Origin of the sequence: Limnospira sp. PMC 289.06 (assembly GCF_032350395.1) — a bacterium.
Classification (GTDB): Bacteria; Cyanobacteriota; Cyanobacteriia; order Cyanobacteriales; family Microcoleaceae; genus Limnospira; species Limnospira platensis.
Genome location: NZ_JARPLC010000119.1, coordinates 1 through 14,735 on the forward strand (window position 1 = coordinate 1; position 14,735 = coordinate 14,735).

The window sequence follows — 14,735 nt, forward strand, 5'->3', positions numbered from 1 at the left end:
GGCTTCCCCACTAGGAGGTGATTTCAGGCATCACAGCCTTATTTGGTCTCCTAAACATTTCGCACTCTCTACTCCCTGCTATCATGGGGTCATAACTTCCCATTCAAGCAGTTCGTTTGTGACCTGGAGTTCCCTGCCTTGTTTGGGTGTCGAATCCAAACGTCGGGACATATAAACAGTTGTGGGATGGTCAGTGCCTAACCACTTATATCCAACCAAGGGGTTGGACTCCCCACCAGGCGGTTATTTCGGGTATCTCAACCCTATTTCATGCCTGAACGTCTCGCACCTACAATTATTAATTATCGGCGGTGGGGCGGGTTTATTAATATCGTCCTGGGGATGGATAATTGACGGCGGAACCCGCCCCTACAATTATTAATTATCGGCGGTGGGGCGGGTTTATTAATATCGTCCTGGGGATGGATAATTGACGGCGGAACCCGCCCCTACAATTATTAATTATAATTATATCGTGCCATATAATCTTTTAAGTCTCTGGCGACTTGGGGACAGAGGAAATAAACCCCCAACAGGTTAGGGAATGCCATTCCCAATAACATTCCATCACTAAAATCAATGACGGGACCAGGGGCGACTATGGCTCCCATAAAAGTAGCCATTAGGAAGAGGATTTTATAGATAATTAAACCCTGCCCTCCGGTGAGATAATCCCAGCAGCGTTCACCATAATAACTCCAGGATATCATAGTAGAAAAAGCAAAGAAAAAAACAGCGATCGCCAAAATTATGGGGAACCAACTAATGGAACTGCCAAAAGCGGCGGCGGTCAATTCTGCCCCGGCTCCGGTAGCGCGTAATTGCTCATATTCGGGATTATTATATGCCCCAGTAATTACAATTACTAAAGCGGTCATATTACAAACAACAATAGTATCAATAAAAGGCTCTAGAAGGGCGACAATACCTTCTCGGATCGGTTCATCAGTGCGAGCGGCTGAATGAGCGATCGCCGCCGAACCCAACCCCGCCTCATTAGAAAAAGCCGACCGTCTAAACCCTTGAATAATTACACCCAAAATCCCGCCCTCAATAGCTTCTGGCTGAAATGCTTGGGAAATAATCACCCCAAAAGCACCAGGAATAGCGGTAAAATTACTCAGTAAAATAAACAGAGAGGCGACGACATATAAAATACACATTAAAGGGACTATTGTACCAGCGACTTGACCAATGCGGCGGACTCCGCCAATAATTACCAAGCCGACTAATGTTGCTAAAACTGCTCCATATAACCAATTAGGTAGAAAGGGAAACACCCGGGAAACCGCCCCAAAAGACTGGTTAGCTTGGAACATATTTGCACCACCCAAGGCGGCGAAAATACAGAAAAAGGAAAAAGCGATCGCCAAAACCCGTCCAAAAATCGGATAATTCATCCTTTTTAAACCTTCCGATAAATAGCGCATCGGACCCCCAGAAATAGTGCCATCTGGGTTAATCACGCGATATTTTTGACCGAGGGTACATTCAACAAACTTACTACTCATTCCAAAAAAGCCACCCACAGTCATCCAGAAGACCGCGCCGGGTCCTCCGACACTAACAGCAATAGCTACCCCAGCAATATTTCCCAAGCCGACAGTGGCGGACAGAGCGGTTGCTAAGGCTTGAAAATGGGAGACTTCCCCGGAATCGTTAGGATCATCATATTTTCCCCGCACCACGTCTACAGCGTGTCGGAAGGCGCGGATATTGATAAATCCCATGCGGAAGGTAAAGAAAATTCCCCCAACAATTAGCCATAAAACAATTAGGGGAATTCCCATGTCAATCCCAAACAGAGATTTAAATAGATACCCGGTCCCTGCATCCCAGAATAGGACACCAAATATCACATTATTGACAAACCAGGTGAAACCATCATTAATAGCCTCAAAGACTGTTTGGCTGCGGCTTTCATCCTGAGCCCAAGCGATGGTAGGAATCAACAAAAACAGTAGGGTATATAGCCAAACCCGTTTTTTAGTTATCCTCATAAATGGTAATGGTTCACAAGACTAAGATGGATACTTAGAGAGTTTTGGGAAGTGAGGGAACAGACCGGAGGGGACTCCTGGCTGGGAACTCTTAACTAGCTTGGGAGTCTTTATCTGAAATTTTGTTAGCGATCGCCTGGCTAAATCCTAATACAATCAGGATATTGGATAGAGTCAAAAACAACTCAGCCCCCCCATGAAGCCAATCAATATTAGCTAAAGATTCACTATAGGCGACCTGAGCATAAATAGCCGCCGGAATGGTAACCGCCACAAATACTAAAGTACCGTAAAATCCGATCAGGGCTAGTATTGGGGTTATTCCTGAACGGGTAAGGAACCAGAGGAAACCGAGATAAGGAAACAAAGACAGAACAAATAGAGTATCTTTAGAGAACATGGTTAGTAGTTTTTAAGTTTCGAGTGATTTGGAAGTTCGCCAAAGCCACCAGGCGGCAATACACAAGGTAAAATTACCAGTAACGGTCATAGCAGCTTGTAGGGTGACCAACCATTCTAGGTTGGGGGGGTTATCAAAATAATGCCAGGTACAAGCACACATAGCACTAATCAAGGCTGGTAACATAGCATAAGATAAACCCCACCAGGCTCGATTTTCGGTAATTACGCCGTAACTCCAGATTAGCCCTATGGCGACTATCCATTCAATGACGCTAGAGATATGAATTATCCAGGTGGGAATTGATAAAGCGTGCATAAGCAGATTGTAAATGAATTTGAAAAATTGTCGATAATCACCCTAAGTTTACAGGTAACAGACAAATGAGTGTGCATCCCATTAATGATACGATCGCTCTGAATGAGAGCCAACTTAATACATTAAGCAGAACCCTGAGATTATCTGAGGGACAGTTTACTCTGTTGCTGGTGCGTTGTAACTATACCAATTTGCGATCGTCAATGGTACAACAACTGCGGCAGAAATTTCCCTTACCCATTCGCGAGTTATACCTTCAGCCATCAATACAGAACTTGTATGGCGCTATTCAAGGGGAATTGGCTAAGGGGTCCGAACCAGCGGCGCTTATGGTCTACGGCTTGGAGTCTGTGAACAGTCTTGATGAAGTCTTAGACGCGACCAATTTTGCGAGGGAGTCTTTTCGGAACTTGGAATTTCCCCTAGTTTTATGGGTTGATGACAAAACCTGGCAAAGAATGAACCGCCGCGCCCAGGATTTTACCAGTTGGGCGACTACTTATGAATTTGTCTTAGGAACTCAAGAGTTATTGGAATTTTTGGAGACTAAAACCCAGCGGGTATTTGGGGAAGTTCAGAAATTTGGATCGCTGCAATTTGTCCCTAATACCAAGATTTTGGGGACGGGTTCTCGGTCAGAAATAGAGTTGGCTTATCAAGACTTAAAACAAAGATTAACTCAGTTACCTATAGAATTAGAAGGGAGTTTACAATTTTTATTTGCTCGTTATTCTTATGCTAAATATGAAATAGATTTAGCGATAAAAAAGTATCAGAAAAGTCTTAGTTTGTGGCGCAATATTTCTCATAATCTGCCTAATTTTCAGCCTAATTTGACTCATTTAGAATGGCAAGGAGTGATATTATTTCATATAGGATTATGCGAGATTTATCAAGCCGATCAAAATCGTTATGGTACGGGGAAAAAAGAATGGGAACGAGCCCAACAACATCTAGTGCAATCTATTCAAAGGTTTGAAATTGCTCAACGCCAGGATTTGGTAGCTAAGTTTATTAATAAATTAGGGGAGGTTCTCGGTCAATTAGAACGGTGGGATGAGTTATGGGAATTGGCGATCGCCTCCCGGAAACTCCATGAATCTCCTGGTGAATTAAATCAGATTTTATTGGCTCAGGATTATGGGTTTTTAGCAGAAGTTTGTCTGCATCGTTCTCAGTGGAATCATAGTAAAGAATTGGCTGAGGTGGCTTTAGATATATTGATGCGGGCTAATGTTTCGGAGGCGATCGATTCTTCAATTTGTAATCAGCAGCAGGGTCGTTTTCTGTGGCTATTAGCTGAATCTTTAGAAAAATTGAGTCAACCTAAAGCGGCAATTCAAAAATTAGAATGGGCGAAAAAAGCGACTATTCCCCAATACAACCCACCACTATATTTGTCAATCTTAGAATCTCTACAACGTCTATATTTTGACCTAGGAAATTACCGAGAATCTTTTGAGATTAAGGGAGAACATCGCCGCAAATCTAGCACTTTTGGCTATACGGCATTTATTGGCGCTGGTCGGTTGCAGATTCGCGAACGAGCGATTAATCTTAGTTTAACAGATGCCGATTATGGCTATACCTGTGCTGATGAGATCCAGACTTCTGGACGGGAAAAAGATATCGCAAATCTCCTAGCTCGCATGGCGAGTCCTCAGCATAAACTCACGGTTATTTATGGTCAATCAGGAGTTGGTAAAAGTTCATTATTACGAGCAGGTTTAGTTCCTTCTCTCCAAGTTAAGCCTATCGAAGCGCGTCAAGTAGTACCTGTGGTTATTCGTAACTATAGGGCTTATATCAGAGAACTAGATCGACAACTATCTGGTCTTCAAGAATCAGAAATAGAACCAGAAACCGATGTTGGGTTTCACCCAACCTACCTGGCTGCTGTTGGGTTTCACCCAACCTACCTGGCTGAAAAGGCTGTTAATAGCGGTTATCCTGAATTGACTAAGGCTGATGAAGGGGAGCAAAAATATCTAATTAACCACATTTTAGAAACCTTGAAACATAATGCGGTTAATCATCGGTTAACTGTGCTAATTTTCGACCAATTCGAGGAGTTATTCTTTGTCTTAAATAAAGGCGATCGCCAGATATTTTTTAAATTATTACAGCAAGTTTTAAAAATTCCCTTTGTCAAGGTTATCTTATCCCTGCGAGAAGATTATCTGCATCATTTATTAGAGGCTTCTCGTCTGACTAACTTCGAGGAAATTGGCAACGATATTTTAAGTAAAGATATCCTATTTTATGTGGGCAACTTTAGCCGGGAAGAAGCATATAATGTGATTAAGAGTCTGACCGATAGTTCCCGGTTTTATTTAGAAGATGCTCTAATTAAAGCATTAGTCAATGATTTATCCACCGAATTAGAAGAAGTGCGACCCATTGAAATGCAAGTAGTGGGAGCGCAACTACAAACCGAAAATATCACCACATTAGCAGAATACCAAAAACGCGGACCCATGCAAAAGCTGGTTGAACGTTTTTTGGAAGTGACCATAAAAGACTGTGGGGCGGAAAATGAGACGATCGCCAGACTAATGCTATACCTATTAACCGATGAAAATGACACCCGACCCCTAAGGACCCGTGCGGAACTTTCCGAAGAATTAAAAGAACGGCTTAAATTACCATCAGTTACCGTTGAATTAGACTTAATTTTAGATATATTTGAACAATCAGGATTAGTGTTCCGAGTAGTAGAATATGATAGCGAATTTTATCAACTTGTCCATGATTATCTCGCGGGTTTTATTCGTCAACAACATCGCTTAGATCGCGATGCAGAGTTTGAACAACTCCAAGAAGAAAATGAGCAAATGCGACGGGAAAGAGAGTTAAATCAACAAGTACAAGAAGCTCAAGCTAAACAACATGAAGCGGAGGAAAAATTAAGCCGACAACGCAGAAACTGGCGGATGGTTGCGGCTGGTGTCGGTCTTTTAGTTCTGGCTATTGGCGCTTGGGAAGTGCAAAAATGGCAGCGCAATTCTGCCGATCGCCTCGCCGCCTTAAAATCCGTAGAACGCGCCTTGAGACTATCTGACCAAAACAATCAAATCGAGATTTTACTAACAACTTTAAGACTCAGTAAAGACATTCAAGAAACCAACCCCACCGACCAACAAAAACTTGAGGTAACATCTGGTTTACGGGAAGTTATATCTAATATTCAAGAAAAAAATCGCCTACAGGGACACACTAGCAGTGTTCTGGGGGTGGCTGTTAGTCCTGATGGGAATTTCATTGCTACAGCCAGTAATGATCATACGGCTAAGGTCTGGGGTATTGATGGCTTATGGTTACAGAACTTACCCCATCAAAATAGTGTGACCAGTATTAGCTTTAGTGAAGATAGTCAATTTCTGGGGACTACTACCGCCGATAATCAAGTCACAATTTGGGTCTGGGATGAACAACAACAACAATTCCAATATCTGCACAACTTAGTAGGTCATGAAGCGTTAGTTACCCGTGTTAAATTTAGTCCCCAAGGAGATTTAATCGCTACCTCTAGTAATGATAATACTATTCGCCTGTGGCGACCTGATGGCACTATAATTCGTGTCTTGGAAGGTCACACAGATAGAGTGTTAGATGTAGAGTTTAATTCCGATGGACAAAAACTAGCCAGCGCGGGTAAAGATAAAACTGTCCGACTCTGGAACCGCCAAGGAGACCTATTAGCCACTTTGAGCGGACACTGTGAAGGTGTTTCTTCGGACTCTTTTGATTACTGTAATATTCATGATGTCAGTTTTAACCCCAAAAATGATAACATTTTGGTTTCCGGTAGTAGCGATCGCACTCTCAAAATTTGGGACTTAGAACAACAACGGGAAATCCGCACCCTCAAAGGACATAATGAGGAAGTTTTGACAGTCTTATTTAGTCCAGACGGTGAAGTAATTGCTAGTGGAAGTCGTGATGATACGGTGAAAATTTGGGGGTTCCCAGATGGGAGTTTATTAAATACCTTAGTAGGTCATCAAAATGATGTCTGGTCTGTGGCATTTACTCCTGATAGTAAGACGATTGTTTCCGCTAGTGCAGATACTACTGTCAAACTCTGGAGTCGCAGCTATACACCAGAAGCGAAAAGGGTAATTGAAGCCAGTGATGCAGCTATTTGGAGTCTCAGCTTTACTCCCGACAGCCAGGGAATAGCTACAGCAGGTAATGATAGCTTAGTCAAAATGTGGGATCTTAACCAAGATGATCAGAGCGCTTTATCGTGGCAACTCGAAGGTTTAGGACAGCCTAGGGATCTCAATTGGGTTAGTGTCAATTCTCAAACAGATCAGCCTCTGGTCGCCACCGGAGGCGCAGATAATACTATCAAATTATGGACTACCGATGGTGAAGCGATCGCCACCCTCACTGGTCACACTGAACCCGTTAACGCCATTGCATTTAATCCTAGTAAAAATATCTTGGCTTCCGCTAGTTCTGATAAAAACGTCATCATCTGGGATTACGATGGTCAATTAATTGAAACTCTCAGAATTCCCGCTTTCCCTAATGATGGTATTGTCAGCGACATCAAGTTTAACGGTGATGGTACTATCTTGGCGGTAGCTATCGGTAATGAAATGGCTATCAGGGCAACCGATGAACTCTATGGCGTGGTTTTATGGCGTAAACAAGGAGATAGTTGGATTTCCTATCCCAGTATTCCAGAAAATGAAAGTGTTAATAGTATCGCTTTTTCTCCTGACTTGGGAACACTCGCGATCGCATCTGGTAAAAATGTTAAACTATGGTCTCGTAATGGTACTCCTAGACCTGATTCTTGTCCCATGACTGCTTTGGCTACGGTTCGCAGTCTCAGCTTTAGTCCTGATGGTCAAATTTTAGCTACCGCCAGTGATGATAAAAAAGTCCGATTATGGGCTGTTAAACGCGATCGCGATAAACTCTGGCCTGCTGATGGTTGTCATGGCACTGAAAGCGCCATTGAACCCATTACTACCATTAATCATAATGTCTTTGTTAACCGCATTGCTTTTAGTCCTGATGGTCAAACTTTAGCGATCGCCAAAGACGATGGTACATTAATATTATGGAGTATGGATAACCTCAATCTTGATAGTTTGATTAGTCGTAGTTGTACCTGGTTACATAATTATCTACAAACTAATCAAAATGTGCTTCCTTCAGATCAAAAACTCTGTAACTTAACTTACCCCACCATTACCCGCTACTAAACTCCCCCAAGCTGTTTGTTAACTTTTGTAACAAAAAATTAAGAAATGTTGCGAAAAATTTTTTTTGGGGGGGAGGGGTTGCTTTTTCGATTGACTTCGGTTACAATTTTAGATAATGAAAATATGTGCAATTTTTTTAATTTAACAAAGATTCCCATTATGAGGCTATACATTAATACCTTAGCATTAACTCCCGGTGCTTGTCAAGCCTCAGCCCCAGGGCGAGCCGAAAAAATTTTTTTTTAATGAAATACTATAGTTTTAAAGCCTGTTTAAAATCCTGTCTAAAGCGGTGTGGTGGAACCCCAACCATTAAAGCCGAATCATTGCGAATATGAACCTCAACATCCCGTTTTCTAGTGGTAAATAATGCCGATTCTGGGAGGTGGCGGGGGGTGAGGAAGTGAATATTTTGGTTAGATGAACCTCGCCAGCCTTGGTTATCATTGAGGTCGGCGATATATTGTCCGTCAATGATAACATCAATCAATTCTAGTAGGGGGATGATATCAGCCTTTGTGCGAATTTCGTTGAGGGTAAATCCAGTATAACATATAATCGAAATATCGCGATGGTTTCGCAGGTGTTGAAACAGTTTAGTTAAGGCGATCGCCTGTAGCATAGGTTCGCCGCCAGAAACAGTTATACCGTCTAAATTGGGTTGGGATAAAATCAGATTTCCCAGTTGTTCGTGGTCAATTAATGTAGCTTGAGTTTGGGGTATCCACTCCGGGGAAATGCAGCCAGGACAGTTAAAGCTGCAACCTTGTACCCATATTACAAAGCGGTTTCCGGGGCCGAGGGTGCGGGTGTGGGGGCAAATTTCAGCAATGTTTAAGAGAGTCATGAGGAAAAGTTAAGGGTGAGTTTTTGGTGTTCTTCGGCGTGGTGTTTTTGGAGAGTAGTTAATTGGCGATCGAGGTCTTGGAGTTGAGTTTTTATGTGTGCTAAAAGCGGGTCAATTTCTGCGTGGTTGACCGGGAGATATTGGCAAAGTTGACGATCGCGATCATAGTGTTGGCTGAGGTGGTCGCCAATGGTGGTAGTTTGTTGTTGGTATCGGTTACAGTCGGCGATCGCTTTTTTCAGGTCACTTTGTAGGCGGTCAAATTCCGCTTTTTCTTGCTGCAATTGTGTCAGGGTCTCTGATAAAATAGGGTTGAGTTTATGGCGTTCCGTTTGGGTAAGCGTTATCAATTCCGTGGCGATTTCCGCCGTCTCGATTTCTCGTTGATTTTGGCGCGATCGCAGTCTTTGAAGTTCCGCTTCTAGGCGGGTTTGCTGCGCTGCGAGTTGGTCTTGTTGCTGTTGGAGGGTTTGCAGTTCTTGATAGAGCGGTTCGAGGGTTTGCGATCGCCTTTCGATGTCTTGGCGCAGTTGGTCTAAATCGGTATTTTGTAGTTCGGTTTCTATATGGTTTAATTGAGTTTCGAGGCTTTTTAATCGTGCCAATTCTGCCGCCGCCTGTTTTAACTGATTTTCCTGACTAAAAAGCTGATTAGCCGCCGCCAAAATTCCCGACGTTTCTCGGGAGATTTCCGCTAATTTTTGGGAGTTATTTGCCAGCTTTTCCGCCAGCTTTGGGGGGATAGATCGGGCGGAAAAATGTGGTTTCCAGGTATCCAGGAGAGAGAGTTGTTGGCTGAGAGTTTGGGAGAGGGCGATCGCCCAAGCGTCCAGAGTATCCGGGTCTGAATTTGCCAGGTTTTCTAACAGTTCTGGGGGGTAGAAATTTTCCCATAATTTTAGGGCGATTTTCACCAGTTCAAAAGGCAGTTCAATGTGATCATAATCCAACACCTCACCATGAGGCAATCTCTGGGCTATTTTAATTAAAGCTGCGGTTTGTTCTTGCATTGTCAAGCATTCCAATAACTTAGGCTGTAGGCGAGTCCAGAAACTGATCAATTTTGCCAACCATTACCCCAAAGGGGAGGGAGACTTAAATCTGGCTGGGGTGAGACTCAAACAGCCCGGTTTTCGGACAACCATAAAGTTAAGTAATTTTACGGTGTTTGATTTTCCCGAAAACCATTATACTACACCATAGGAATTTAAATCAACCATTACTAAAAAATAGGAGCCATAAATGAGTGGTGAAAAACGACGGTATATTCAGGTTGAGGATCGAGAATTGCGACGACTGCGGGAACAGGACTCCAGGCTGCGATCGCTACAACAGGACCTCCCCGAACGGTTAAACGCCGTTCAACAGCAAGCCCAGCGGGAGTTTCAGCAACGCCTCGCCCCCCTCGAACAGCGAACCCAACGCCAGCAACAAGAAATTAGCGGACTGCGAACCGGAATTAAAGACTTGGAAACCCAGACCAACCTACGACTACAAAATCAGCGGCGGGAATTTCAGCAGAATATCCGAGAGTCCGAGTATCGTCAACAACAGCAATTACAACAGGAAGTCGGACGGCTAGAGTCTTCTATGCGGGAAGGCTTTACTCAGCAGCGACGGGAATATTTAGGATTGTTAAATAGTCAACGCCAGGAGTATCTGAATTTATTTCAACAACAGGATCATAAATTTACTCAACTGATAGCTGAGGAGCGACAAGCCAGACAACAAGGACAACAAATCCTTCAGCAACAGATTAATCAAGTAGTTGAGAATTTGGAGGCGGAAAGTCAGCGGAAACAACAGTTAGCAGTTGATTATTTTGCGGATGTTGACCAGGTTTGGAAACAGATTGATCGCGATTATCAACACCAACGTTTTGCACCGGGTAAATTAGCCGATTTACGTCGGGATTTAGACCTAGCAAATAGCAATATTCAAGCGGGGGTTTTTGAAGCAGCGATCGCCACTTGTCAGCAAACCTATCTCAAACTAGCAGACCTGCGGCTGGAACTGGAACAAAAACAGCAGGAATGGCTATTTTATTATCAGGCGAGTTTAACTGATTTACGCAGTTTAATTACCGAGGTACAATCTCACCGAGAATGTGAAGTAGAAGTCGGACAGGGAAGCGACGCGGAAACCTTCAAATGTGAGATTAACTACTGGACTAATGGGCGACTAAGCGAGTATGAAAACCAACTCAATCAGTTAGAAACCCAACTGGTGGAAGGAGAAGCCACCCTCACCACTGAACAGGTTAAAAATATCGGCGAAAATATTAATCAATTGCAGCCGATTTTAGGGGACATTATCGAACAGGCGAAACTTTCTATTTTAGGTTCTCAAATGCGGGCGGAAATTGCCGATCGCATTGTCGAAACTCTCGAAAATATCGGTTATACCCTAGTTGATGATACCTACGAAGGAGAAGACGAACGCAACGCCTTTGTAGCCAAGGTTAAAAATGTGGCTGGGGATGAGGTGGTAACCGTGATTAGTCCTGAGTCGGAATTTGGGGCTAATTCGGTTTCAATTAATAGTTTTAGCCAGACTTTAATCGACGAAAAAGCTACCCGCCAAAATGCCGAGGCGATTTTTAATATCTTGAATGAAGCGGGCGTTGAAGGCGTGGGTGATATAGAATGTAAACAACAGGCGAACAGTGAATATCAGGATATGAATGCAGTCAAAACGCGACTGAAAAAGCCATCTGTTCAGTCACCCCAATCGAAACCATCTGTTTCTTAACTATCCTTTTCTGACCCCTTCTCCCCATGGTGGAGAGGGGTTTAAGAAGATGTCAATATACTATCAAATCATGGTTGAACGAGTCACCAATCAATTGAACCTCCAAACAGGCGATCGCTTTTTAGTTTTGTGCGGAACCGACACCGGGGATAGCTTCTGTAGCGACGATTTATTATTGCAAGATATCGAACAGGTTTTGCATCGCTATTTACACAGCCAAGGCTTTAATCGTATTGTTTTATATTCGGGAATTAACAAGCTGTATTTTCTCGATTATCAATCTCTGCAAAACGCCAGGGAACAGCCGAAAACCACGCCGCCGAGACCTTCCCCGTCCGAAATGCGAGTAAAAAGCGCCAGTCCTTTGGGGAAACGCCGCCGCTTATTGGGACGAGAAACCCCGACCAAACCGGAACCCCAACCCTCAGCAAATCGCCGTCCTGTCATGTCTGATATTTCATGTATAGGCTTATTTCAACACTTCATGGAAGATACCCGCTATCAAAGTGCGATTATCTTTTCTGATGTAGAAGATTTGCGGATGTTTGAAAACTGCCGAGAATTGTTTGGACGGATGGTAAGTTGGGGAAGATTCCCACCTACCAACCGCAATTTATGTGTGTTTATTTCCCACCATCATAGTCTACAACAGTTTCAAGATTTTTGCAACCATACAGGCTTTACTTTTTTGGGAAATTGGCTACAAAATAGGAGCGATCGCCAATTTAATTTAGTGCGGGTTTCTACCCCCACAGAACCCGAGTTAGAAAGCCTGTGGGATTATTTCCGACTGGTTCACCAAAAACCTGTAAATTGGGGCGATCGCCATCGTTTAATCTCCGCTATAGCCGCCGAAAATCAACCCCTAAAGACATGGTATAATCGCTTTAATACCGCCATCGAATTATCCCTAAATGTCGCCAAACAAAACCAGTGGTTATCGGGGGATGTCAGCGACATACCCGCCTTAGAACGCTTACAGGAATTGGTAGGTTTACAGAATGTTAAAACCGCCATAAACCAAAAAATCCGGTCATTATCCAAGGCTCAAGAACGCCAAAAACAAGGCATCAACACCGACCCCCCTAGACTGCATTTAGTATTCAAAGGAAACCCCGGCACCGGAAAGACAACCGTAGCGAGATTAATGGGGGAAATTTATCGAGATTTGGGGTTATTGAGGCGGGGTCATGTAGTAGAAATTGGCGGGCGAGATTTGGTGGCGGGATATGTGGGACATACCGCAATTTTGACCAATGAAACAGTCGATCGCGCTATAGATGGGGTATTGTTTATTGACGAGGCTTATACCCTCACTCAAGGAGGTGAAAATGACTGGGGACGGGAGGCGATCGATACCCTGTTAAAACGCATGGAAGATGAACGAGGAAGGCTCGCCGTCATTGTCGCCGGATATCCCGACCTTATGGATAATTTTATCAAATCTAACCCAGGTTTGCCAAGTCGTTTTGCCACAGAAATTATTTTCGAGGATTATCAACCCTCCGAATTATTAACCATTTTCGGTCAACAGGTACAACGGGTTAAAAGTGCGATCGCCCCGGATTTAGAAGCGCCTCTCAAGAACTTATTAACCCAGCTTTATGAGAACCGAGACAGCCATTTTGGGAACGCCAGAGAGGTAGAAAAGTTGTTTAATAAAATGGATGATTGTCACAGTGATCGCGTGATTAAACACGGTTTAAATCCCCTCACAGAACCCTTAGCAGTCGCCGATTTACCCCCTGAGTATCGGGAACTCTCCCAACGGGGAACCGCCGACACAGAGAACCTAGAAAAACTCCTCGCCAAATTAGAAAACTTGACCGGGTTAGACTCGGTTAAACAGGATATCAAACAATTAATTAACACCCAAATCGCCGATAAAAAATTAGCCAGTTTAGGGATGTTAGCCAGTAATGAAATCGAAACCCGTCATTTATTATTTACTGGAAATCCCGGCACCGGAAAAACCACCGTCGCTCGTTTAATTGGCGAAATTTATCGAGCCTTGGGACTGTTAAAAAAAGGTCAATTTGTGGAAGCAGACCGCACCAAATTAGTCGGACAATATATCGGACATACCGCCGAAAAAACCGCCCAGGTGATTGAGTCCGCCCTAGATGGGGTGTTATTTATTGATGAAGCCTACTCCTTATCTCGTGGGGGAGATAGCCGAGATTATGGACAGGAGGCGATCGATACTTTGGTTCCCATGATGGAGAATTATCGCGATCGCCTCGTGGTAATTTTAGCCGGATATTCGCGGGAAATGGCAGAGTTTATCGACAGTAACTCCGGCTTACAATCTCGCCTGTCTAAAACCATCGATTTTCCTGATTATAACGGTGCCGAAATGCACAGTATTTTTCTGGGAATGTGTCGAGAAAGCCGGCGAATTTGTCCCGATGACGTATCCGCGCGAGTCCGATCAATTATGGATTTTGCCTATCAAAATCGTGGCCGAAATTTCGGCAATGGTCGCGATGTCCGCAATTTTTATGAACGGATGGTCAACAACTTAAAAAATCGCCTAGTCCGGGATGACTTAAACGGCGAGGATATGATCACATTTACCTGTGAGGATATCCCCAGTTGGGAGTGACCGAAAGAAACCAGATTTCTAGCTTTGCATCCCAATCAAGACTTGGTAAAGAAACCCGGTTTTTGCGATCGTCAATTTCGGGAGGCGATCGCATTTTGTCCCCCACTTTCCCACAGTGGGAATTAACCCTTAATGAAGTGTTGACAGCCAGTGGCATTCGTGAGTTATAACCGGGTTTCCGTGGACTAGGTAGGAGCCTGCCCTCACTGTGGGTTATAATACCAAAATAGCCGGGTTTCCCCCCGCCCGGTGGCGGCGATTTGTCGGGGTTGAGAATGATGGCGAAATGTCCCGTTTGTGAAACCGAATATACACCAAATGAGGTCGAAACCTGTTCGGTGTGTGGTTATGACCTGACACCCTATCCCCCTATAATTGGTGGGATACCGTCGGGGTTTTTGGAGAAGGAGAAAAAACGCATTGCGGCAGCCAAGCGGGTTTGGAAATTGTCCCGGTTAAACTCGGCACAGTTGATGGTCTCTAAAGTGCAGTCTCAGTTAGATGAAACCACCCGGAAAATTGAGGGGTTTACCCAGTCCCAATCACAGCTAGAATCTCAGATAGAAGCGATCGCATCTCAACTCCAATCCCG

At 43.8% G+C, this 14,735-nt stretch carries 9 protein-coding genes and 1 pseudogene; 5 read left to right on the forward strand and 5 right to left on the reverse strand.

The genetic code is table 11. The features are described 5' to 3' along the window. Positions 1-458: 458 nt before the first annotated feature. The 3 genes from P5674_RS19205 to P5674_RS19215 all read right to left on the reverse strand — a co-directional run bounded on the left by P5674_RS19205 (position 459) and on the right by P5674_RS19215 (position 2,718). Complete coding sequence (locus tag P5674_RS19205) at positions 459-2,000, reverse strand: alanine/glycine:cation symporter family protein (RefSeq protein WP_006617980.1); 1,542 nt, start codon at positions 1,998-2,000, stop codon at positions 459-461. A gap of 91 nt (positions 2,001-2,091) precedes the next feature. Next, positions 2,092-2,400: a DUF3593 domain-containing protein gene (locus tag P5674_RS19210; protein ID WP_006617979.1), complete on the reverse strand. Its 309-nt coding sequence runs from the start codon at positions 2,398-2,400 to the stop codon at positions 2,092-2,094. Positions 2,401-2,412: 12 nt separating this feature from the next. Next, complete coding sequence (locus tag P5674_RS19215; RefSeq protein WP_006617978.1) at positions 2,413-2,718, reverse strand: DUF2499 domain-containing protein; 306 nt, start codon at positions 2,716-2,718, stop codon at positions 2,413-2,415. A 65-nt stretch (positions 2,719-2,783) separates the two neighbouring features. On the opposite strand from P5674_RS19215, the gene P5674_RS19220 reads away from it, so the two are divergent. After that, on the forward strand, positions 2,784-7,940 hold the full coding sequence (locus P5674_RS19220) for an nSTAND1 domain-containing NTPase (RefSeq protein ID WP_006617977.1): 5,157 nt from the start codon (positions 2,784-2,786) through the stop codon (positions 7,938-7,940). Positions 7,941-8,193: 253 nt separating this feature from the next. Here the strand turns inward: P5674_RS19220 and P5674_RS19225 are convergent, their stop codons facing one another. Together P5674_RS19225 and P5674_RS19230 are read right to left on the reverse strand one after the other, a co-directional pair. Beyond that, positions 8,194-8,787, reverse strand: a complete 594-nt coding sequence (locus tag P5674_RS19225) for a 4Fe-4S single cluster domain-containing protein (protein ID WP_006617975.1) — start codon at positions 8,785-8,787, stop codon at positions 8,194-8,196. Continuing rightward, positions 8,784-9,797 (reverse strand): hypothetical protein, encoded by a 1,014-nt coding sequence (locus P5674_RS19230; RefSeq protein WP_043468655.1) that lies wholly within the window; start codon positions 9,795-9,797, stop codon positions 8,784-8,786. Before P5674_RS19230 ends, P5674_RS19225 begins: the two co-directional genes overlap by 4 nt. A 232-nt stretch (positions 9,798-10,029) precedes the next feature. On the opposite strand from P5674_RS19230, the gene P5674_RS19235 reads away from it, so the two are divergent. The 4 genes and pseudogenes from P5674_RS19235 to P5674_RS19250 form a co-directional block, all read left to right on the forward strand. Continuing rightward, positions 10,030-11,538: a hypothetical protein gene (locus tag P5674_RS19235; RefSeq protein ID WP_315670208.1), complete on the forward strand. Its 1,509-nt coding sequence runs from the start codon at positions 10,030-10,032 to the stop codon at positions 11,536-11,538. Between the two features lie 49 nt (positions 11,539-11,587). Continuing rightward, a complete protein-coding gene (locus P5674_RS19240) occupies positions 11,588-14,143 on the forward strand; it encodes an AAA family ATPase (RefSeq protein WP_315670209.1) in 2,556 nt (851 codons plus the stop codon). Beyond that, a complete protein-coding gene (locus P5674_RS19245) occupies positions 14,140-14,313 on the forward strand; it encodes a hypothetical protein (protein ID WP_315670210.1) in 174 nt (57 codons plus the stop codon). Before P5674_RS19240 ends, P5674_RS19245 begins: the two co-directional genes overlap by 4 nt. A 105-nt stretch (positions 14,314-14,418) precedes the next feature. Continuing rightward, a pseudogene (locus P5674_RS19250) lies at positions 14,419-14,735 on the forward strand (GUN4 domain-containing protein); the annotation flags it as partial.